The organism is Micromonospora sp. NPDC047644 (genome assembly GCF_040704315.1).
Taxonomy (GTDB): domain Bacteria; phylum Actinomycetota; class Actinomycetes; order Mycobacteriales; family Micromonosporaceae; genus Micromonospora.
Genome location: NZ_JBEYSY010000008.1, coordinates 118,279 through 139,371, shown reverse-complemented (window position 1 = coordinate 139,371; position 21,093 = coordinate 118,279). Strand labels below are relative to the sequence as shown.

16 protein-coding genes are annotated in these 21,093 nt (G+C 68.3%); 2 read left to right on the top strand and 14 right to left on the bottom strand.

All coding sequences use genetic code 11. The annotated features are described in order from the left end of the window. Positions 1 to 86: 86 nt before the first annotated feature. The 7 genes from AB0877_RS15180 to AB0877_RS15150 all read right to left on the bottom strand — a co-directional run bounded on the left by AB0877_RS15180 (position 87) and on the right by AB0877_RS15150 (position 9,213). Complete coding sequence (locus tag AB0877_RS15180) at positions 87 to 1,814, bottom strand: IlvD/Edd family dehydratase (protein ID WP_366609173.1); 1,728 nt, start codon at positions 1,812 to 1,814, stop codon at positions 87 to 89. An 87-nt stretch (positions 1,815 to 1,901) separates the two neighbouring features. Then, positions 1,902 to 2,786: a carbohydrate ABC transporter permease gene (locus AB0877_RS15175; RefSeq protein WP_366609172.1), complete on the bottom strand. Its 885-nt coding sequence runs from the start codon at positions 2,784 to 2,786 to the stop codon at positions 1,902 to 1,904. Next, positions 2,787 to 3,728, bottom strand: a complete 942-nt coding sequence (locus AB0877_RS15170; protein ID WP_366609170.1) for a sugar ABC transporter permease — start codon at positions 3,726 to 3,728, stop codon at positions 2,787 to 2,789. A gap of 70 nt (positions 3,729 to 3,798) precedes the next feature. Next, positions 3,799 to 5,139, bottom strand: coding sequence for an extracellular solute-binding protein (locus AB0877_RS15165; RefSeq protein ID WP_366609169.1), 1,341 nt, complete (start codon positions 5,137 to 5,139; stop codon positions 3,799 to 3,801). A 104-nt stretch (positions 5,140 to 5,243) separates the two neighbouring features. After that, complete coding sequence (locus AB0877_RS15160; protein ID WP_366609168.1) at positions 5,244 to 7,427, bottom strand: alpha/beta hydrolase-fold protein; 2,184 nt, start codon at positions 7,425 to 7,427, stop codon at positions 5,244 to 5,246. Between the two features lie 171 nt (positions 7,428 to 7,598). After that, a complete protein-coding gene (locus AB0877_RS15155) occupies positions 7,599 to 8,621 on the bottom strand; it encodes a LacI family DNA-binding transcriptional regulator (protein ID WP_366609167.1) in 1,023 nt (340 codons plus the stop codon). Between the two features lie 289 nt (positions 8,622 to 8,910). Further along, complete coding sequence (locus tag AB0877_RS15150; RefSeq protein WP_366609165.1) at positions 8,911 to 9,213, bottom strand: fibronectin type III-like domain-contianing protein; 303 nt, start codon at positions 9,211 to 9,213, stop codon at positions 8,911 to 8,913. Positions 9,214 to 9,596: 383 nt separating this feature from the next. Here AB0877_RS15150 and AB0877_RS15145 point away from each other — a divergent pair, with 383 nt between their 5' ends. Further along, entirely contained in the window at positions 9,597 to 11,120 is a 1,524-nt protein-coding gene (locus AB0877_RS15145; RefSeq protein ID WP_366609164.1) for an alpha-N-arabinofuranosidase, read from the top strand. Positions 11,121 to 11,229: 109 nt separating this feature from the next. On the opposite strand, the gene AB0877_RS15140 is transcribed toward AB0877_RS15145, so the two are convergent. From AB0877_RS15140 to AB0877_RS15110, 7 genes are all read right to left on the bottom strand, one after another. Further along, positions 11,230 to 12,804, bottom strand: coding sequence for an alpha/beta hydrolase-fold protein (locus AB0877_RS15140; protein ID WP_366609162.1), 1,575 nt, complete (start codon positions 12,802 to 12,804; stop codon positions 11,230 to 11,232). A 321-nt stretch (positions 12,805 to 13,125) separates the two neighbouring features. Beyond that, the gene (locus tag AB0877_RS15135; RefSeq protein WP_366609160.1) at positions 13,126 to 14,643 is read right to left on the bottom strand and encodes an aldehyde dehydrogenase family protein; all 1,518 of its coding nucleotides are present in this window, start codon (positions 14,641 to 14,643) and stop codon (positions 13,126 to 13,128) included. Further along, a complete protein-coding gene (locus tag AB0877_RS15130) occupies positions 14,640 to 15,842 on the bottom strand; it encodes a fumarylacetoacetate hydrolase family protein (RefSeq protein WP_366609159.1) in 1,203 nt (400 codons plus the stop codon). Before AB0877_RS15130 ends, AB0877_RS15135 begins: the two co-directional genes overlap by 4 nt. Further along, a complete protein-coding gene (locus tag AB0877_RS15125; RefSeq protein ID WP_366609157.1) occupies positions 15,839 to 17,020 on the bottom strand; it encodes a mandelate racemase/muconate lactonizing enzyme family protein in 1,182 nt (393 codons plus the stop codon). The genes AB0877_RS15130 and AB0877_RS15125 overlap by 4 nt, the downstream gene beginning before the upstream one ends. Positions 17,021 to 17,028: 8 nt before the next feature. Further along, positions 17,029 to 17,859: a carbohydrate ABC transporter permease gene (locus AB0877_RS15120; RefSeq protein ID WP_366609156.1), complete on the bottom strand. Its 831-nt coding sequence runs from the start codon at positions 17,857 to 17,859 to the stop codon at positions 17,029 to 17,031. Beyond that, positions 17,856 to 18,809: a sugar ABC transporter permease gene (locus AB0877_RS15115; RefSeq protein WP_357227439.1), complete on the bottom strand. Its 954-nt coding sequence runs from the start codon at positions 18,807 to 18,809 to the stop codon at positions 17,856 to 17,858. Before AB0877_RS15115 ends, AB0877_RS15120 begins: the two co-directional genes overlap by 4 nt. 75 nt (positions 18,810 to 18,884) lie before the next feature. After that, a complete protein-coding gene (locus tag AB0877_RS15110; RefSeq protein ID WP_366609154.1) occupies positions 18,885 to 20,132 on the bottom strand; it encodes a sugar ABC transporter substrate-binding protein in 1,248 nt (415 codons plus the stop codon). A gap of 161 nt (positions 20,133 to 20,293) precedes the next feature. Between AB0877_RS15110 and AB0877_RS15105 the strand changes: the two genes are divergently transcribed. After that, on the top strand, positions 20,294 to 21,088 hold the full coding sequence (locus AB0877_RS15105) for an IclR family transcriptional regulator (protein ID WP_366609153.1): 795 nt from the start codon (positions 20,294 to 20,296) through the stop codon (positions 21,086 to 21,088). Positions 21,089 to 21,093: the final 5 nt, after the last annotated feature.

Below are 21,093 nucleotides of genomic sequence, written 5' to 3'. Positions count from 1 at the left end.
CAGCGGCCTTCGTGTGAACTCGCACTGGCGGGCCATCCGTTCTTCCATGGAATCAGTTCCTCGTGGGCCTCGTCCGTTCGTGGCCGTCAGTGTGAGTGACGGGGCACCGCGCTGCCGCTGCCACCGACGAGGAAGTCGAGGTCCGCGCCGCTGTCTGCCTGCTGAACGTGTTCGCTGTAGAGCCGCACCCATCCCCGGTCGGCCACCGGCTTCGGAGGCTGCCAGGCGGCACGGCGCACGGCGAGCTCCGCGTCGTCGACCAGCAGGTCGAGGCGGCGCGTCGCGACGTCGACGGAGATCAGGTCGCCGCTGCGTACCAGCGCGAGCGGGCCACCCACTGACGCCTCCGGCGCCACGTGCAGGACGCAGGTGCCGTAGCCGGTGCCGCTCATCCGGGCGTCGGAGATCCGCACCATGTCCGTGATGCCGTCCGCGAGCAGCCGCCGCGGCATGGGCACGTTGCCCACCTCCGGGAAGCCGGGGTAGCCCCGGGGACCGGCGTTGCGGACGACGATCACCGTGTCGGGGGTGACGTCGAGGTCCGGATCGTCGGCGGCGACGACGTACTCCTCGATCCGGTCGAAGACGAGCGCCGGGCCGGTGTGCGCGAGGAGGTGGGCGGAGGCCGCGGAGACCTTCAGCACCGCTCCGGACGGCGCGAGCGAGCCGCGCAGCACCACGGTGCCCGACCCGGCGGGCTGGAACGGCTCCTCCATGGTGGCGATGACGTCCCGGTTCCAGCACTGCGCGGCGTCGACGTTCTCCGCCACGCTCCTGCCGCTGACGGTGATGTGGTCCATGTGCAGCAGCGGAGCAAGTTCCTTCATCACCACCGGGAGGCCGCCCGCGTAGGCGAAGTCCTCCATCAGGTACGTCCCGGACGGCATGAGGTTGACGAGCATGGGCACGTCCGCGGTGAGGGTGTCGAAGTCCTCCAGCGACAGCGGGACGCCGAGGCGTCCGGCGATCGCGAGCAGGTGTACGACCGCGTTCGTGGAGCCGCCGATGGCGGCGTTGACCCGGACGGCGTTCTCGAACGCCTGCCGGGTGAGCACCGTGGACAACCGTTGGTCCTGTTCGACCATGGCGACGATCCGGCGTCCGGCGGCGTGCGCGAGCGCGTACCGCCGGGAGTCGACCGCTGGCACGGCGGCCGCCCCCGGCAGTTGCACACCGAGCGCCTCGGTCACGCAGGCCATCGTGGAGGCGGTGCCCATTGTCATGCAGTGCCCCCGGCTGCGGGACATGCCGACCTCCGCCTCGGAGCAGTCGGCCGCGCTCATCCGACCGGCCCGCATCTCCTCGGTGAAACGCCAGACGACGGTGCCGGAGCCGATGTCCTGGCCACGGAACTTGCCGTTGAGCATCGGGCCGCCGGTCAGCATCAGTGTCGGCAGGTCGACGCTCGCCGCTCCCATGAGCAGACCGGGTGTGGTCTTGTCACAGCCGGAGAGCAGGACCACCCCGTCGAGCGGGTTGGCCCGGACCGACTCCTCCAACTCCATCGCCAGCAGGTTGCGGTAGAGCATCGTCGTGGGTCGCATCAGCGGCTCGCCCAGGCTCATCGCCGGGAACTCCAGCGGCAGGCCCCCGCTCTCCCACACGCCCCTCTTCACCGACTCGGCGAGGTCGCGCAGGTGGGCGTTGCAGGGTGTCAACTCCGACCAGGTGGTCGCGATGCCGATCACCGGGCGACCGTCGAAGACGTCGTCCGCGAACCCCTGGTTACGCATCCAGGACCGATGGATGAACCCGTTGCGGCCTTCCGCACCGAACCACTCCCCGCTGCGCAGCGGTCGATTCGTCGTCGACATCAGCACACCTCTCTGTCATCCGTCCGGCCGCGTCCTGCGCGGCGATCAATGCGCGTGTGGTGGGTTGGCTGGTGGCGTCGGCGCGGCCTACCGGAGACCTCCGACGGAGAGGCCGCCGCGCCAGTGTCGTTGCAGGCTGAAGAACGCGATGATCAGCGGGATCACCGACACCAGGGAGCCCAGGATGATGAGGCTCCACAGCGAGGTGCCTCCCGCGTTGTTCGCGGACGCGATGCCCTGCCAGAGACCGAGACCGACGGTGACCGGGAAGAGTCGGTTGTCGGAGAGCATGGCCAGTGGCAGGAAGTAGTTGTTCCAGGACGCCACCGCGGACAGCAGCAGCACGGTGACCACCGCGGGACGCATCAGCGGAAGGGCGATCTGGATGAACGTCCGCACCTCCCCCGCGCCGTCGACCCGCGCCGCGTCCAGAAGTTCGTCGGGGACCGCGTCGCGCGCGTACACGTGCATCAGATAGACGCCGAACGGGTTGAGCAGCGACGGGAGGATGACCGCCCAGACCGTGTTGGTCAGGCCGAGCCCGGAGAACATGATGAAGGTCGGGATGACCAGAGCGGTGGCGGGCACCATCAGCGCGCCGAGCACCACGGCGAAGCTGAAGCGTCGGGCGGCGAAGCGGTACTTGGCGAACCCGTAACCGGCCATCACCGCCAGGACCGTGGCGCCGATGCCGCCGGCGATGGCGTACAGCGTGGAGTTGAGAATCCACCGCAGGTAAATGCCACCGTCGTAGGTGAAGAGCTGCTTGAGGTTCCCGAGGTAGTCGATCTGGTCGGTGAACCAGAGGGTGTTGCCGCCGCCGAACAGGCCCGGCGCGTCCTTGGAGCTGTTGACGATGACCCACCAGAACGGCACGAGGAAATAGATCACCAGGAAGCCGAGGAGGATCTGCAGGGGGAGGTAGCGCTGCGGTCGGCGGGCGCCGGCGCGAACGCTCGTGTGCTCGGTCATCTACAGGAAGCTCCTCCGCTTGCGGGTGAAGAACAGGAAGGCGTACACGCAGATGAACACGATCCCGCCCAGGGCGAAGGAGATCGCGGAGCCGTAGTTGAAGTTGGCGAGGGAGAACGCCTGTTGGTACGCGTACATGTTCGGGGTGAAGTCCGAGCCGATCGCGCCCGCGGCGAGGTACCGCAGGATCTGCGGTTCGTTGAAGAACTGCAGGGTGCCGATGAGCGAGAAGACCAGGATCAGGATCAGCGCGGGCGCGATCAGCGGAATCTTGATCCGCGTCGCGATCTGCCACCGCCCGGCGCCGTCCATCCGGGCCGCCTCGTAGAGCGTCGGGTCGACGCCCTGCAGGGCGGCGTACAGGATGATCATGTAGTAGCCGGCCCACTGCCAGGTGACGACGTTGAGCAGCCCGTAGAAGATCAGGTCGCTGCTCAGGAAGTCCGGTGCGGTGGCGCCGAAGAGCCCGAAGATGTCGGTGAGCGGGCCGAAGCCCCTGCTGTAGAGGAACCCCCACATGACCGCGCCGATGACCGTCGGGATCGCGTACGGCAGGAAGATCATGAGGCGGGAGAAGCGGGCGAACAGCGTGGTCACCGAGTCCAGGATGAGCGCCATCGCGAGCGCGATGACGATCTGCACCGGGATCGAGACGAGCGAGAAGCGGATGACGAACCACGCCCCGGACAGGAAGCTCGGATCGGTGAACGCCTTCACGTAGTTGTCGAAGAGAACGAAGCTGGTGCCGCCGATCAGCTTCTTTTGGAAGAGGCTGAGATACAGCGCGTAGGTCAGCGGCGCGATGAGGAACGCCAGGAACACGACCCCGAACGGCCCGACGAAGAGCCATCCCATCAGGTGCTCGCGAAGGGGTACCTTGCCACGGATCTTGCGCGTCGCAGGCTGTGCGCGCGCTGCGCGCTTCTCGGTCAGGGATGTCATTGTGGTCTCCGGGACGTGGACGCTGGGGGGAGGGTGGGCCGCCCGGTGCTGGCGCGGCCCACCCAGCCGGTCACTGAACGGTGAAGCCTTGTTCCTTGGCGTACTTCGCCACGTCCTCCTGGATCCGGTCGGCAGCCTGCGAGCCGGTGACGGACCCCTTGATGACCTCGCTGACCTGCTTCTCCATGGCGTCGAGGTAGTACTGGCCGAAGGGGGCGTACTGGACGCCCTGGTAGGCGTCGGCGGCGGGAACGTAGACCTCCTTGTTCGCCTGCTGGCCGCCGAAGAACGCCACCTTCAGGTCGACGAAGGCGGGATCCTTGAGCGCCGTGAGGTTCAGCGGGAAGATGACCTGGTTGGTCCAGCCGTCGGTGAGCGACTCCTTGTCGGCGTAGAGCCCGTAGGCGACCTTCGCGGCCAGCTCCGGCTTCTTCGCCTGCTTGGTCACCGAGAACGCCGACCCACCCCAGTTCACCTGCACCGGGTTGGCCAGGTCCCACTGCGGCAGCGGCGCCACCGCGAACTTGCCGGTGTCCTGGCCCTTGCCGACACCCGCGCCGGTGAGGTAGCCGGGTGCCCACGCCGCCGAGATGTACGTCGCGTAGTTGCCGTTGATCACGCCGGAGATGTACTCCGGGGTGAACTGGTTCTGCGTGCCGACCAGGCCCTTCTTGGCCAGGCCACCCCAGTAGTCCAGCACGTCCTTGGACGCCTGGTCGTTGAGCTTCACACCGATCGCCTTCGGCTGCGCCGGATCGAAGGTGAAGGGCTTGGCGCCCTTCTGGATCTGGAGCGCCATCAGGACCGCCGGGACGTTCGCGCCGAAGTCCCCGAAGAGCGGACCACCGGCGTCCTTGACCTTCTGCGCGGCCTGCTCGTACTCGGCCCAGGTCTTCGGCGGGGTGACTTTGTACTTGTCGAAGATGTCCTTGCGGTAGATCATGCCCATCGGGCCGCCGTCGACCGGAACGCCGTAGACCGCGTCACCGACCGACACGTCCTTCCAGGCACCCTCGCTGTAGTTGGCCTTGACCGCGTCGTAGCCGTACTGCTTGATGTCGACGAGCGCGCCCTGGATCTGGAAGGTCGGGATCCGGTCCGCCTCGACCATGATCACGTCGGGTGCCCCGGTGCCCGCCGAGATAGCCGTCTGGAACTTGTCGTACTCGTCCCCGCCCTGCCCGACGTTGGTCCAGCAGACCTGCACCTCGGTGTTCAGCTTGTTGAAGTTGTCGACGACGAGTTGGGTGTTGGGGTACCAACCCCACATCGTCACGACCGGCAACTCTTTCTTGGTGATGGTGTTCGTGCAATTGCTCGCATCGCTGCCGCCCTCGTCGGACGAGCAGGCCGCGAGGCCGGTCCCGACCGCGAGCATGGCAACCGTGGCGAGTATCCGTCTTCTCTTCATTGAGGTGGTTCCCTTCGGGTGGCGGTGCGGAGGGGTCAGCCGTACCGTGGCGGGCGCCACCGGGGCAGGAAACCTGCTCCCGGTGGCGTCGCCTGAGACGGCTCCTAGCGCTTGAACAGACGCGGCGCCAGGTCGATGAGGTTCTTCTGCCACACGTCCCAGCCGTGCGGCCCGGGGGTGACCCCGTCGAACTCGTAGCGGATACCGAGGTTGTCCATCGTGGTCAGCGAGGTCATGAAACTCGGGTACACGAAGTCGGTCTGGTCACCGACGTACACGCGCAGCATCTTGGTGCCGTTGTTGATCGCCGCCGCGTCGACGCCGGTGCTGCTGCCGAACCCGGCCGAGAACGCCGCCACGTAGGCGAACTCACCCGGGTACGCCTTCAGCACCCCGAACGCCTGCCCGCCGCCCATCGACAGGCCGGCGAGGGCCTGCTGGGACGGGTCGCTGGAGATGTTGTAGCGGTCACGGGCCGTCGGAACGATGTTCTCCCGCAACTCCCGGTTGAAGTTCGACGAGTTGCCGTTGCCCATCACGACGACCATCGGCGTCAGGTCGCCGTCGAGGAACTGGTTGTCGAGGATCTGCTTGGCGCGGCCCATCTCGACCCAGTCCGTGTAGTTCTGGCCGCCGCCGTGCTGGAGGTAGAGGACCGGGTACGGCTGCGCGCGGTTCGGGTCGTACCCGGGTGGGGTCCACACCAGCGCGGTGCGGTCCTGGCCGGCCACCGTGCTGGGGTAGGTCATGCTCTCGACCGTCCCGCCACGACCGGCGGGCACGTCCGACAGCAGTCGGGCACCGGGCCCGGGGATGAGGAAGGTGCTCCACATCGGTTCGGTGGTGACCTTCGTCGGGTTGGAGATGTCCTTGACCGCGACCCGGTCCACGATCAGCCGGTAGTAGTAGAACCAGGGCTTCAGCGGGCCGACCGTGGCCCGCCACCGGTCACCGTCGCGGGTCAGTGGCAGTCGCAGCCAACTGCCGCCGGGTGCGACGTTCGCCCAGACCGTGACGTGCTGAGCGTCAGCAAAGTCCGTGGTCGTCTCGAAGGTGACGAACCCGTCCTCGGTGACGAAGGGCGTCGGGGTGGTGCCGGCCGGCGGCGGGGTGAACTCCCGCTTGAGCGGCTGGTGACCGGGGCTCGGGCCGTGGTCCCGCACGTGGCCGAACAGTCGCGGCAGGAAGTCGACGAGGTTCTCCTGCCACGTGGTCCAGGTCGCGCCGCCGTCGGGGTTGACCCCGTCGAACTCGAAGCGGACGTGGGCCCGTTCCAACGCCTTCGTCAGCCGGTACGTGGTGTTGTGCGCGGGGTCGGTGACGTTGCCCGTGTAGAGGCGGAGCAGCTTGACGCCGCGGTTGATCGCCTTGGCGTCCTTCCGGTCGATCTCCGGCGCCGACGTGCCCGAGAACCAACCCACGTGACCGAACTGACCCGGCTTGGTGAGCGCGGCCCGCAGCGCGTCGGTCGCACCGTCGGACACGCCCGCGATGGCCTGGTGCGCCGGGTCGCGAAGGGTCCGGTACCTGTCGGTGACCGCCTTCCGGAGGTCCTTCAACCCCTTGTCGTCGGAGCCGTCGACATCGTTGATCACCACCACCATCGGGCGGATGGCGTTCGCGGCCGAGAGGTTGTCGAGGATCTGCTTGGCTCGGCCGAGGTCGAGCCAGTCGGTGGCGGCCACGCCGTCACCCGACTGGAGGAAGAGCGCCGGGTAACCCTTCGGGCCCTTGGCCGCGTAACCCGGTGGCGTCCAGACCAGGGCGGAGCGCTGCGCGTTCCCGGCCCGATAGGTCAGCGTCTCGATCTTTCCACCGGTGCCGGCCGGCGCGTCGAGCAGCCATCGTGCCGAGTCACCCGCGACGAGGAAGGTGCTCAGGAGCGGGTTGGACGCGACACTGGTGCTGTTCGTCGGGTCCTTGATGGTCAAGGTGTCGTCGGCGGTGAGCTGGTAGTTGTAGAGCCCCGGCTCCAACGCGCCCAGAACACCCGACCAGACGTCACCCCGACGGGTCAGGCCGAACTCCGCCCAGCTGGCCGACGGGCCGAAGTTTCCCTCGACGACGACCTGCGAGACGGTGCCCAGGTTCTCCTGGACGTACGCCGCCGGAACGGCGAACGTGGCGTAGCGGTCCGCGGAGACGTCCAGCCACGGCGTGTCCGCCGCGGCTGGCTGCGGCGCGAGGAGCACCGCCGCGGCGGCGATGACCCCGGCGGTGAACGCCGCCGAGAGTCGCCGGCGTACGCCTAGCTGGCGTAAGCGCCCGTGATACTGTCCGGTAACCACACTCCACTCCCTTCCTGCGCCGGCAGCGGATGCGACCCGTCTGACCGGCTCAACTCAACGGTGGACCTGGCCGTGCGTGCTGCGTACACCTCCTTCAGGCTGCCGCCACGGGCGCACCTGCCGTGATCGCTGTGTCGAAAGCGATCAGGCTCGCGCACCGGTGGGCTGATGTCATGGCCGTGCCGCGCTCCTGGGTGGTGCGGTCGAGTCGCGCACGACGAGGCTTGTCGGAAGCACGATCTGGCTCGGCTCGTCCCACTCGCCGGTCACCAGCGACTTGAGCATCCGCGCGGCTTCGTACCCGAGTTGATACATCGACTGGTCGACAGTGGTCAGACCCGGCTGGGTGGACGCCGTTTCCGGGATGTTGTCGAAGCCGACGACGGACAGGTCCCCCGGCACCGACAGGCCCAGCTCCCTGGCGACCTCCAGAACCTTGAGGGCCATCCCGTCGCTCGCTGCGAAGATCGCCGATGGCGGCTCTGGTCGTCGCAGCAGGTCACGCGCCAACGGAGTCGCCGACTCCGGGTTGAAGTCCCCTCGACCGATGAGCGTCGGGTCGACCGGGATGCCGGCGTTGGTCAGCGCGGCGCGGTATCCCTCCTCACGCGACCAGGCCGAGGCCAGGCTGTCGCGGCCGGCGATGAACCCGATGCGCCGATGACCCAGGTCGACCAGGTGCTCGACCGCGGTGGTGGCGCCCGCGAGGTTGTCGGCCATCACCGAGGGCGCCGTCGAGCCCCGCACCGGGTCGATGGCCACGACCGGCGTCCGGCTCCGGATGTCGCCCCAGGGCGTCACGACGATGCAGCCGTCGGTGAGGGTGCCCGACAGCCGGGTCAGGTGCCGCTGCTCCCAACCCTCCGAATACGATCCGTAGAGGTCACTGTTGGCGTAGATGATCAGATCGAAGCCCGAACGGCTCAGCGCCTTCATCACGCCCTTGAGCACTTCCGCCGTGTACGACTGGAAGCTGTGCGCCACGAGGCCCAGGACGTTGGTGCGGCTTCGCCGGAGGCTGGTCGCCACCAGACTCGACTCGTAGCCGAGCTGCTCGATGGCGGAGCGCACCTGAGCGACAGTGCGAGCGCTGACGCCGTAATGCCCGTTGACGACGCGCGAGACGGTGGCGGTGGAAACGCCAGCAGCTCGGGCGACATCACTCATCGTCACCGGCGCATTGACTTCAATCATGCCGCTCTCTCTGGACTGCAATCGTTATCGGTTACGTTTCCAGGATGTTGCCAAGGTAACGGAGAAGTATTGCGAACACAAGACCTCTTCACCCTCAGCCAACCCCTCGAATGGACCGTCCTAACTGGAGGCTTGCGAGGGTGCCGGTGATCCTCGGATGCCGTTGCGGATAACGCAATCGGCAGCATCCGGCAGGGGTCGGACCGGGGCGGAATTTCGCGCCGACGCTACCCGTCGACAACAGGACGGCACGCTCCGTCAAGAGCAATTCCCCGACCCGGGTGAACGATCACAGTTGCCGGACTTCGACGGCCCCGGTAAAGACCTTCGACGTCGACCTGTCCGAGTCGGCACCGACGACGAAAGTGCCGGCATGGGTGTGGTCGGCAGCCGAGAAGCCGACGTACACCTCGATCTGCCCGGCCTCCACCGCGTAGGCCATGCTCCGGTCGTAGAAGCCGAGCTGGCCGGTGGGGAGCGTGAACCGCACCGCCACCCGTTGGCCGGCGGCGGCCTCGACGCGGGCGAACGCCTTCAGCTCCAGCACCGGCCGGGTGATCGTGGCCTGTGGGTCGCGGACGTAGAGCTGCACCACCTGCTCCCCCGCCCGGCGCCCGGTGTTCGCGACAGTTCGTGCGGGAAGTCGCTGCCGCCGGCTCAACAGTGGTCACCCGGTCACCCCAATCACCGCGACAAGCTGGCCTTCGGCCTCGTCGGTCACCACGCCGCCGACGCCCGACCGCGCGCTGCGGACGAGGCGGCCGGACATTGATCCACGTGCCAGGTTCCCTTACGTAAACGTAATCGGTAACGTTTACATTGATCGAGAACGTAATCTAAGACGATCACGTTGTCCAGAGCTCACACCGCCTCCACCACCCCTCGGTCCCGGCGTTCGAGCAGTGCTGTCGCGTCGGACCCGCACGAAGGGAGCCAGCCCTGAACACCCACCCCGACAGCGCGCCGGACAACGGCGTGCACACGGCCCGCCTGACCCTGGACCCCCGTCGACGCGTCGCACCGGTGCCACGTCGGCTCTTCGGCTCGTTCGTCGAGCACCTGGGTCGGTGCGTCTACACCGGAATCTACGAGCCGGGGCACCCGACGGCCGACGCCGACGGCTTCCGGGGCGACGTCCTCGCGCTGGTGCGCGAGTTGGGCGTCACCACCATCCGCTATCCCGGCGGCAACTTCGTCTCCTCCTACCGCTGGGAGGACGGCGTCGGCCCGGTCGACAAACGCCCGGCACGGCTCGACCTCGCCTGGCACAGCCTGGAGACCAACGAGTTCGGGCTCGACGAGTTCATGCGGTGGGTCGGCAAGGCCGGCGTGGATCCGATCATGGCGGTCAACCTCGGCACCCGTGGCACCGCCGAGGCCGTCGACCTGCTCGAGTACGCCAACCACCGCGGTGGCAGCCACCTCGCCGACCAGCGCCGCGACAACGGCGCTGTCGAGCCGTACGGCATCAAGCTGTGGTGTCTGGGCAACGAGATGGACGGCCCGTGGCAGGTGGGTCAGCGCAGCGCCACCGAGTACGGGCGGCTCGCGGCACAGACCGCCAAGGCCATGCGACGCTTCGATCCCGATCTCGAACTCGTCGCCTGCGGCTCCTCACACCTCGGTATGCCGACCTTCGGCAGCTGGGAACGCGACGTGCTGACCGAGGCGTACGACGATGTCGACCTGATCTCGCTGCACGCGTACTACCAGCCGGTCGACGACGACCTGGCCAGCTTCCTCGCCTCGGCGGAGGACATGGACAGGTACATCGACGCCGTCACCGCCATCGCCGACTCGGTCGGGGCGATCCGTCGGTCGACCAAGAAGATCATGATCGCGTTCGACGAGTGGAACGTCTGGTACCAGTCCGCCGCCCCGTCCACGCCCCCGAGCGGCGAGGACTGGCCGGTCGCGCCGCCCCTGCTGGAGGACCACTACAGCGTTGCCGACGCGGTCGTCGTCGGCGGCCTGCTCATCAGCCTGCTCCGGCACAGCGACCGGGTGAGCGCGGCCTGTCAGGCCCAACTGGTCAACGTCATCGCACCGATCATGACCGAGACGGGCGGCCCGGCCTGGCGGCAGACCATCTTCCACCCCTTCGCCCGCACCGCTCGACACGCCCAGGGCACCGTGTTGGACGTGCTCCGCGAGGGCAGCGCGACGACCACCGACCGCTTCGGTGCGATCGACGCCGTCGATGCCGTCTCCACCTGGGACGACACCACCGGGGAGATGACCGTCTTCCTCGTCAACCGCGCCCTGGACACCCCGGCCGAGGTGACCATCGATGTCGCCGGCGCGCGGGTCGACGACATCGTCGAATGCGTCACCGTCGGCGGCACCGACCTGCACGCCAAGAACACGGCCGACGGTCCGGACCACGCCGCGCCGTGCTCCAACGACACGGCACGGGCTGCCGACGCCAGCGTCCAGCTCACCCTTCCGCCCGCGTCCTGGACCATGCTGCGACTGCGCGCCACCGACACGACCCCGTGACCGGCTGACGAGCGGACCCGGACGTGCCCCGGCCGCGCACACCCTGGCTTCACCAGGGCCGCGCGGCCGGGGCTTCCCCACCACAGGGAGTACGGCGTCGAGCCGGCCGCTACCGGACGTCGACCGGGGTGCTGCGGGAGTCGTTGAAGAGCCTGTCGCCCTGGTAGCGGGCGACCACCGGCGCGGTCAGCTCACCATGGACGGTCTTCTTCAGCCGGGCGACGCCGTGGTGCACCGGGGCCGACCCGAGGTGCGTGTCGCCCGCGTAGAAGTCGACAGTGCCGGAGGGCGTCGACGTGCTGGTGCTGACCGTGCCGACTGTCGCGGTGGCGGTGACCTTGGTGTGGTGGGAGCCGCCCGCTGGTGACGTCGTGACGACGAGGTCGGTGGTGGTGGCCCGGAACGTCAGCGTACGCAGGTAGTGGTTCAGCAGCGGACGCCACACGTGCCAGGTGTGCACGCCCGGCACGTTGTACTCGTCCAGCTCGACGCCGGCGGCACGCAGGGCAGCGGCGTTGCGCTGCGAGTTCTCGGCGATGTTGCCCAGCCGGTCCTGCAACCCCGTGCCGATCATGATGCCGCCGGCCACCGCCTTCATGCTGTCGACCTGGGCCTGTGTGGCGGCCGGACCGCCCGCGCTCCAGGCCGCGTGGTAGCCGAACAGGTCGGTGTGGTTGTACATGATGGTGTACGCCCGGCTGCCACCGGCCGAGAAGCCGGCGAACGCGCGGTCCTGCGCCCGGGTCGAGACGCGGTAGTTCTGCTCGACGAACGGGAAGATGTTGTTCCGTAGTTCGTTGACGTAGCCCTCGTTGCCACCGGGGAGGCCGTTGAAGTCGGTGGACACGATCACCATGGGCTGCGCCGCACGATCCTTGATCGCGTTCTCCAGGATGAGGTGGGCAACGCCCTGCATCGTCCAGGCGGTCGAGTGGTCGCCGCTGCCGTGGCTCAGGTAGAGGGTCGGGTACGGCGTGGCCCGGTTGGGGTCGTAGCCGTTTGGCAGGTAGACGACGATGTCGTGGACTCCCGCCGGGTTGGTCGACAGTGGCGAGGTGTACCGCCGGGACTCCAGCCGGCCGACCCTGGCGACCGGAGCCTGGTAACCGGTGTCGTACGTCGGGAACTTTTTGCTGGTCGGGACGGAGATCGTGCTGCGTACCGCGCCGGGCGCTCCCGGGTACTGCGGCTGGATCTGCCAGCGGTTGGCGGGGTCGTCGTGCAGGGCGCAGCCGGTGGCGAGCTCGTTGGCGCAATCGTGGGTGAACGCGTAGCGGAAGGTGCCCGCCGGCAGCGGAGTGGTGAGGGTCCAGACCCCGTCCGGGCCCTTTCGCATGGCCTGGGTGTGCCACGGGGTGGCCGCGACGTCGCCGGGTCGCCACTCGGCGGGCGGTCGCGCGTCACCGCAGTCCTGGCAAGCGATGTTCTCCGGTCGGGAGTAGAACCAGTCGCCGTAGACGTGGACCTGCCCGACGTCCTCGGGCGCCCGGTACCGGAAGGTGACTGTGTATCCGGTCGGGGGCTTGTCGGTGCGGCTGACGGTCGGGCCCAGCGGCGCCGGCGGTGCGGCCGAGGCCGCCGGAGCGGCGACCGTTGCGGCCGTCACTGTGACGGCGGCGAGCAGCGCGAGCAGCAGCCGGCGTGTCGGTGCCGGCGTCGGGGGACGGGGAGGTGCGACGGGCATGTTCCTGCTCCCTCTTCGGCGTGTGGTCAGACCGCACCGAGCGGTCGACCGACCATTCGATGGTGAGGTGAAGGGATACCAGTAACGAGCGATGCAGCGATGCGATCGCTAACATCGTTCCCTGTCGAAAACACAACCATGAATTGCATTGACGGTCAAGGCGGAAATTGGATCGAAAATCGTGCCCGCACCATTCGGGCGCGCTTCAGCAACACCGGGGCAACTGGCGCGCGAATTCTCTGTCGGATTGATTCTTCGAGGAATTCGCGCGCCAGTCGCAGGTGGCCCGGAAACGCGCCCGGGAGAAACCGGCGGAGGCGGTTATTCGACCGCCGGCTGCAACCTCCCGTCGACCCGCCGGGAGATGGCGGTGTACTCGTCGCGCAACTCCTCGGGCAGGATCCAGGCCGGGGCGTCCTGCCACGCCAGCGGGCGCAGGAACCGGCGGATCGACGTGGCGCCCACCGACGTGTGCACGGCGTTCGTCGACGGCCACGGTCCACCGTGGTGCTGGGCCCACGACACCCGGACGCCGGTGGGGTATCCGTCGAAGACGATGCGACCCGCGCGGGCGGCGAGCACGTCGACCAGTCGACGGACGACCTCGGCGTCGTCGCCCGGTCCGCGGTGCAGCGAACCGGTCAGCGACGGCGGGACGGCGGCCAGCGCGGCGTCGAGGTCGGCGTCGTCGTCGTAGCGGACCACGATCAGGAGCGGGCCGAAGCACTCGTCGGCGATCTCGGCGCTCAGCCCGGCGAGGCCGACCTCCAGGAGGGTCGGCGCCACGGTGAAGCCCTCCCCGGGTTCGACGGTGGGCCGCGCCATCACCCGGGCGCCGGCCCGTTCGAACTCCGTGGACCGGTTCTCGTACGCGTCCCGGATGCGCTCGTTGAGCAGGACCGTCCCACCCGACGCGTCGACCCTCGCCCGCAACGCGTCGACCAGGCCGTCACCACCCGGATCCGACGGAACGAACGCCAGGCCGGGCTTGGTGCACAGCTGGCCGCCCGAGTTCGTGAAGGAGCCGAAGAGCCCCTCGGCGATCTGGTCTGCCCGAACGGCGGCCGCGTCGGGTAGGACGACGATCGGGTTCACGCTGCTCAGTTCGGCGTACAGCGGAATGGGGTCTTCTCGTTCGTCGATGGCCGCCTGGATGGCGCGGGCGGCGTTGACCGAGCCGGTCAGGGCTGCCGCCCGGATCGCCGGGTGGCGCACCAGCGAGCGACCGGCCTGCTCCCCGTACACGGTCGCGACGACACCCTCGGGCCCGCCGAGGTCGCGGACGGCCGACTCGATCGCGGCGGCGGAGGCGTGCGAGGTCAGCGGGTGCGACGGGTGGGCCTTCAGGATCGTCGGGCACCCGGCGGCGAGCGCGGCGGCGGTGTCACCGCCGGCGACTGAGAAGGCGAACGGGAAGTTGCTGGCGCCGAAGACGGCGACCGGCCCGAGGGGGACGAGCATCCGCCGCAGGTCCGGGCCCGGTCCCAGTGGTGTGTCGGCGGCGTGGTCGATGGCGGCCTCGACGTACGCTCCGTCGCGCAGCACCTCGCCGAACATCCGGAACTGCAGCGCAGCCCGGGTGAGTTCCCCGTTGAGTCGCGCCTGGCTCAGCCCGGTCTCCGCCTCCGCGGCAGCGACCAGAGCCTCGCGGCGGGACTCCAGCGACGCGGCGATCGCGTCCAACAGCTCCGCGCGGCCGAGCCTCCCGCGGGCGGCCAGCCACTGTGCCGCCGCCGACGTCTGGCCGGCGATCACCTCCAGCCGAGACTCGTCGGTCTCGGTGAGATCCGTCGCGCGACTCTTACCGTCGCGCGGATCGACAGTGTTGACCACGTTCACAGCAGTCCTCTCCTCACCAGATTGCCCATGAGATCGCGGACGCCGAAGTGCCAGGGCTCGCACTCCTCCGCGTGCCGCACCCGGTTGACCAGGGTTCCGAGCGCTGGGCAGCTGATCCGTACCACGTCGTCGACCTTGTGGGTGAAACCCTCACCGGGGCGGTCCCGGTCCTGGATGGGCGCGAACATGGTGCCGAGCATCAGGGCGGCGCCGTCGGGATAGTGGTGGTGCGGCCCGATCAGCTGCCGGACCAGTTCCTCGGGATCACGCGACATCTGGGTCATCTCCGAGACCGCCTCCAGGTGGAAGCCGTCCACGCCCCGAACCTCCAGGCGCACCTCGAGTTCGCGTACCCGATCCATGCCGAACCGGTCGTCGAAGAGCCGGATCAGGGGGCCGAGGGCGCAGGAGGCGTTGTTGTCCTTGGCCAGGGGAAGCAGGAGCGCCGAGCGGCCCTCGATGTCGCGCAGGTTGACGTCGTTGCCGAGGGTGGCGCCCACGATCCGGCCACTGGACTGGACGATGAGGGTGACCTCGGGTTCCGGGTTGTTCCAGGTCGACGCGGCGAGCACGCCGACCGGAACGGCGGTGCCGACGGCGGAGAGGATCTGCCCCTTGGTGAAGATCTCGGCGTCGGGGCCGATGCCCACCTCCAGGTACTGACTCCACATGCCCTCGGCGATCAGCAGATTCTTGAGCCGATCCGCCTCCGGTGAGCCCGCCTCCAGACTGTGCAGGTCGACACCGATATCGGCGAACATGCGGTGCCGGATGTCCGCCGCCAGCGCCAGGTCACCCCGTGCCCGCTCCTCGATCACGCGCTCGATCATCGAGATCGGGAAGGTGACCCCGGCGGCCTTGAGTGCCTGGAGGTCGACCGGGGCGAGCAGCCAGGGTCGGCTGGGGTCGCGGGTCGCGGCCCCCGTGTTGGCCAGTATGTCGGCGAAGTCGCCAACCCTCGGCCCGTCGAGCCCAGCCACTGTCGCGGCGGGATCGGGCAGTTCGCAGATGTCGCGGACGGTCGGGAACCGGTGGCTGATGTCGATGACCTCGCCGTCGCGGACGGTCACCGGTGAGGGTCCGTCACCGGACGGGTCCCAGATCCGGCCGATGAGGACGCTGTCGGCGTCGTCCGGCAACGCCTCGGCGGCGGTACCGACCCAGTCCGCGGCCGACCATCGGGGCCGTGGCAGCGTCATGAGTCGCTCTCCAGGTTGAAGAAGGACCGCTCGTCACGGGGACGGATGTCGAAGACGGCGTCCTGGAACATCCGCAGCGGGTGGGGTGTGAACGGATGCCGCTCGATCGCTGTGAGATCCACCTCGATGCCCAGGCCGATCCCGGTCGGGATGAGGATGTCGCCGTCGTCGGTCAGCACCAGCCGCTCGTTGGTGATCTCGGGACGCCAGGGCACGTCGGTCGCCATGATCTCCAGGTACCGGAAGTTGGGCAACGTGGCCCCGAGTTGCAGCGTCGCGGCGGTGCTCAGCGGACCGCTCGGGTTGTGTGGCGCGAAGCCCACGTAGCTGGTCGCGGCGAGCGTGGAGATGAAGGCCAGCTCGGCGATCCCGCCGGCGTGCGTCACGTCGGGCTGGACGAAGTCGACCGCCTGGCGGGCCAGCGCCGGCGCGAAGCCCTGCCGCCCGTACCACCGCTCCCCCGCGGCGATCGGCACCGGCGACGCGCGACGGATGTCGACGAGCGCGTCGAGGTTGTCCGGCGGGCAGGGCTCCTCGAACCACACCGGGTCGAACTGGGCGATCTCCTTCGCCACCTTGATGGCGTGGCGGACGTCGAAGCGGCCGTGTCCCTCGACGAACAGCTCCACCTCGCGGCCCACCGCGCCACGGACCGCGTCGATCTGGGCCAGCACCCGGTCCAACTGGGCGGTGGTGATGCTCAGGTCGTAGTTCTCGAATGGGTCCCACTTGAGGCCCCGGAAGCCGGATTCCACAGTCCGGCGCGCGGCGGCCGCGTAGTCCTCCGGCGTGACGGCACCGGAGAACCAGCCGTTGGCGTACGCGCGGACCCGGTCGCGGGTCGCGCCGCCGAGAAGCCGGGAGACCGGTACGCCCAGCTCACGCGCCGAGATGTCCCAGAGGGCCATCTCCAGCGAGCTCAACGCCGTCATGATCACCGGACCGCCGCGCCAGTACCAGTCCCGCGCGGTCTCGTAGATGATCTTCGAGATGTTTCTGGGATCCAGGCCCACCACCGCCTCGGCCAGCTCGGCGATGGCGCCCTGGACGGCACGTTCCTTGCCTTCCAGGGTGGCCTCGCCGAGCCCGACGATTCCCTCGTCGGTGTGGACCCGCACGATGACGAGGTTCGTGCGGTAGAAGTCGACGACGAGTGTGTCGACAGAGACGATCTTCATCGTTCGGCTCAACCCTTCACCGCGCCGGCGGTCATGCCGGACACCACGTACTTCTGCACCAACAGGTAGAAGGCAACGGCCGGCAGCGTGAACAGGAAGGCGACGGCCATCACCGTCTGGATCGGTGTACCCAGCTCACCGATGAAGTTGGCGATGCCGACGGAGGCGGGTTGCAGGTCCGGGTTGAAGATGAACGTCACGGCGAACACGTACTCGTTCCAGGCGTGGAAGAACGCGATGACAGCGGTGGCCGCGATCGACGGCGCGATGAGCGGCACGTTGATGCGGGTCAGGGTGGTGAAGGGTCGGGCGCCGTCGGCACGCGCGGCCTCCTCCAACTCTTTCGGGATGCCGTCGATGGCGCCCTTGAGGATCAGCGCGACGATCGGCAGGACGAAGGCGGAGTTCACCAGGACGAGGCCGGTCAGCGAGTCGAGCAGCTCGAAGCGGCGGAACAGCGCGAACAGCGGGACGACCATGAGCGCTTCGGGGAGCATCTGCGTGAACAGCAGCACGACGGTCAGCACGGCCTTGCCCCAGAACGAGAAGCGGGACAGCGCGTAGCCGAGCGGGATGCCCAGGCCGACGGAGAGCACCATCGTGCCGACGGCGATGATCAGACTGTTGAGCAGCCAGCCGGCGGCCTTGCCCTCAGCGAGCGCGTCCACGAAGACCCCGAACTGGCCGAGGTCCGGCGTGAGCCGGGGCTGGTCGGCGAAGAGGTCGCCGTTGCTGGTCAGCGCGGTGACGAACATCCAGTACAGCGGGAACACCGCGACACCGAGCACGACGAGCACGGCGACGATCCGTGCGGTGACACCGAATCGGAAGCGCCTCATCGGACGTCCCCCTTCTCCACGGCACGGGCGACCAGGCGGCTGCCGATGACGACGATGAGCGAGATGACGACGCCGACCATGCCGATGGCCGCCGCCGAACCGAGTTCCTTCGAGTCGAAGGCCTGCGAGTAGAGGTCGATGACGAGCGTCTCGGTGGCACCGACCGGCCCGCCCTTGGTCATCAGCCAGATCAGCTCGAACCGCCGCAGCGACCAGATCGTCATCAGCAGGGCCAACAGACCCACCGTCGGCTTGATGACCTGCCACGTGACGGCCCGGAAGGTGGCCCACCGTCCGGCGCCGTCCACCGTCGCGGCCTCGTTGAGATCCTGCGGTACGGACTGCAGGGCGGAGAGCAGCACCACGGAGGTGAACGGGAACAGCTGCCAGATGGTCGTGGCGAGCACCGCCGGGAGCGCGTAGCGCGGGCTGTCGAGGATGGCGCCACCCGGGACGCCGAGCCCGACCGCGTCGAGGAATCGGTTGACGATGCCGTACTGCGCGTTGAGCATCCAGGTGGCGATGAGCGCGACCGCGATGCCCGGAGCGGCCCAGGGGACGGTCACCAGCGCACGAGCCACGCCACGGCCGCGGAACTTCCTGTTGAGCAGGAGTGCGACGGCGAGCCCGGCGCCGATCGCGACGACCACGCAGGTGATCACGTAGACGACGGTGATCAGCAGGGTGCGGTGGAACTCCGGGTCACCGAAGATCCGGTTGAAGTTGTCGAGCCCGACCCACTCACTGCGGGTGGGGTTGAGCAGCCTCGTCCTGGTGAAGCTGAGGTACACCTCCTGGACGAGGGGTACCGCCTGGAAGACGAGGATGAACAGTGCGGCGGGTGCCAGGAACAGGTACGGCGTCCACTTGCTACCCAGCGGGCTGGGCCGACGCCGGGGCCGGCCTGAGGGTGTTGTCTTCGGTACTCCGGTCTGCTCGACCACAGTCATCGGATCGGTCCTTCTGGGGGAAGGACGCCGCCGACGCACGGATCGTTGCGTCGGCGGCGTCGCCGTGTCGAGCGGTCAGCGGACCAGTTCGGTCGCCTGCTGCTGGGCGCGGTCCAGTGCCGACTTGAGGTCGGCCTTGCCCTGCAGTGCCGCGACCACGTTCTGCACGACCACCTTGCGGATGTCCGGCGTCTTGGCCTCGAACCCCAGCACGATCTGCGGCAGGCTGGTCTCGGTGAGCCCGTCGAAGACGGGAAGGAACGGCGTGGCCTTGAGCGCTTCCGCGCTGCGCTGCGTGGTGGTGGCGACGCTGCTCGCGCCGAGGATCTCCTGCAGCTTGACCTGGTTCTGCGGCTCCAGCGCCCACGTGATGAAGGTGGCGGCCTCGTCCTTGCCCTCGCTGGCCTCGTTGATCACGATTGGTGCGAGGATCGCGCCCTGCTTGCGGACCGGGAACGGGATGGGCGCGACGTTGAAGTTCAGCTTGGCGTTCTGGCCACGCGTGGCGGTCACGTAACCGCCGTTGTTGAGCTCCATCCCGACCTTGCCCTCGGCGAACATCCGCCGGAACGTGGCAGCGTCCGCGCCGCGCGGGATCACGTTCGCGTCGTACAGGTCCTTGAACGCCTGCAGGCCCTTGAGGTTCTCCGGCGAGTTGATGGTCAGGTTCTTACCGTCCGACCACGCTCCGCCGAAGCCGTAGACGTAGTTGAAGATGTCCTGCCAGACGCCGGCCTCCTCGGCCTCCGTCTGGCGGAACGCCAGACCGAAGACGTCGCCCTTGGTCAGCGACTTCGCGGTGGAGGTGAACTGTTCGTAGGTGGTCGGCGGCGTCGGGATCAGCTCCGCGTTGTAGAACATCGCGTAGTTCGACGCCTCGAAGATGACGCCGTGCCGGACACCGTCGTGGACCATGAACTGGTCCGGCTGCTTGAGCAGGTCGTACTTGCTGGCGTCGATCACCTTGTCGAGCGGTGCGACGAGACCGGCGTCCGAGGCCGCCTCGAACTCGGGCATGTCGAAGCGGACCAGGTCGGGGCCCTTGCCGCTGCCCATCTGCGTGAGCACGGTCTGACCGAAGGTCGGGTACGGCACGGCGGCGGCGGAGACCTGGACCTTGGTCTGGCTCTGGTTGAACTCGTCGAGCCACTTCGTCAACAGGGGCCCGCGCCCCGGGTCGCCGAAGGTCGAGGCGGCGAAGGTCAGCTTGGTGACGCCGTCGCCTGAATCGCCGTCGGAGCCGCAACCGGTCAGGAGGGTGGCGGCAAGGCCGAGGGCACATGTCGCCCTGGCGATGCCGAAATAAGCGCGCTTATTACCCATCGTTACTCCACTGTTACGAGGTGACGTCAAGTCGATGAAATTGCAACGATCGTAGCGTCATGTGCAACGGTGTCAAGTGGCGATTGCGCATCGCGTCATCTATATTGCACAATATGCAATGACAGCGACGGCGTTACCGTCGCGCGAGGGGAGACACAGCCTTGGCGCAATCGATTCGCCGCGCGATCGACCTCATCCGTCGATCCGCGGAGCACCCGCTGTCCCTTACGGAGGCTGCGGACGTGCTCGGCGTCCACAAGTCCACGGCGCTACGCATCCTGCAAACACTGGAGTCCGCGCGCTTCGTCCGCCGGACGGGCGCGGGCACCTACGTGCTCGGCAGCGGCCTGATCGAGTTGTCCGAGCTCGCGCTCGGCTCGATGGACCTCCGCCAGCCCGCCGCCGCACACCTGCGGGCGCTGCAACGCGAGACGGGCCATACCGTACACCTGGCGCAACTGACCGGCGACGAGATCATCTATATCGACAAGGTGGACAGCCCGGCATTCGACGCCGTCAAGCTGCCGTCGCGGGTGGGACGCGCGGTGTCGATCTACGCGAGCGCCGTGGGCAAGACCATCCTCGCCTACCTCCCCCGGCAGGAACGCGACCGGCTTCTCTCCCACGTCGTCTTCGAGAAGTTCACCGACACCACCTTCACCGACCACGACGCCCTGGAAGCCGAACTCGCCCGCATCCACGACTGCGGCTGGGCCATGGACAACGGCGAGCACGACGCCTACGTGATGTGCGTGGCCGCGCCGATCAGGGATTCACGAGGGCAGGTCATCGCCGCTGCCTCGATCACGGCGATCGAGGTCATCGCGAACCTCGACCAGCTCAGGAGCAACCTTCCGCTGCTCCTGGAGACCGCCGACAAGATCTCGTACGAGCTCGGCTACGCGCCGCCGCCCACCGTGACCAGCCCGGACGGCGAGAGCGTCTCGGCTACCTGAGCACA

What these genes read in the sequence shown, in the direction of transcription:
- AB0877_RS15175 (WP_366609172.1), bottom strand. Translation starts at nt 2,786, where the DNA reads ATGACCGAGCACACGAGCGTTCGCGCCGGCGCCCGCCGACCGCAGCGC.
- AB0877_RS15140 (WP_366609162.1), bottom strand. Translation starts at nt 12,804, where the DNA reads ATGCCCGTCGCACCTCCCCGTCCCCCGACGCCGGCACCGACACGCCGG.
- AB0877_RS15155 (WP_366609167.1), bottom strand. Translation starts at nt 8,621, where the DNA reads ATGATTGAAGTCAATGCGCCGGTGACGATGAGTGATGTCGCCCGAGCT.
- AB0877_RS15110 (WP_366609154.1), bottom strand. Translation starts at nt 20,132, where the DNA reads ATGGGTAATAAGCGCGCTTATTTCGGCATCGCCAGGGCGACATGTGCC.
- AB0877_RS15170 (WP_366609170.1), bottom strand. Translation starts at nt 3,728, where the DNA reads ATGACATCCCTGACCGAGAAGCGCGCAGCGCGCGCACAGCCTGCGACG.
- AB0877_RS15180 (WP_366609173.1), bottom strand. Translation starts at nt 1,814, where the DNA reads ATGTCGACGACGAATCGACCGCTGCGCAGCGGGGAGTGGTTCGGTGCG.
- AB0877_RS15115 (WP_357227439.1), bottom strand. Translation starts at nt 18,809, where the DNA reads ATGACTGTGGTCGAGCAGACCGGAGTACCGAAGACAACACCCTCAGGC.
- AB0877_RS15125 (WP_366609157.1), bottom strand. Translation starts at nt 17,020, where the DNA reads ATGAAGATCGTCTCTGTCGACACACTCGTCGTCGACTTCTACCGCACG.
- AB0877_RS15165 (WP_366609169.1), bottom strand. Translation starts at nt 5,139, where the DNA reads ATGAAGAGAAGACGGATACTCGCCACGGTTGCCATGCTCGCGGTCGGG.
- AB0877_RS15130 (WP_366609159.1), bottom strand. Translation starts at nt 15,842, where the DNA reads ATGACGCTGCCACGGCCCCGATGGTCGGCCGCGGACTGGGTCGGTACC.
- AB0877_RS15120 (WP_366609156.1), bottom strand. Translation starts at nt 17,859, where the DNA reads ATGAGGCGCTTCCGATTCGGTGTCACCGCACGGATCGTCGCCGTGCTC.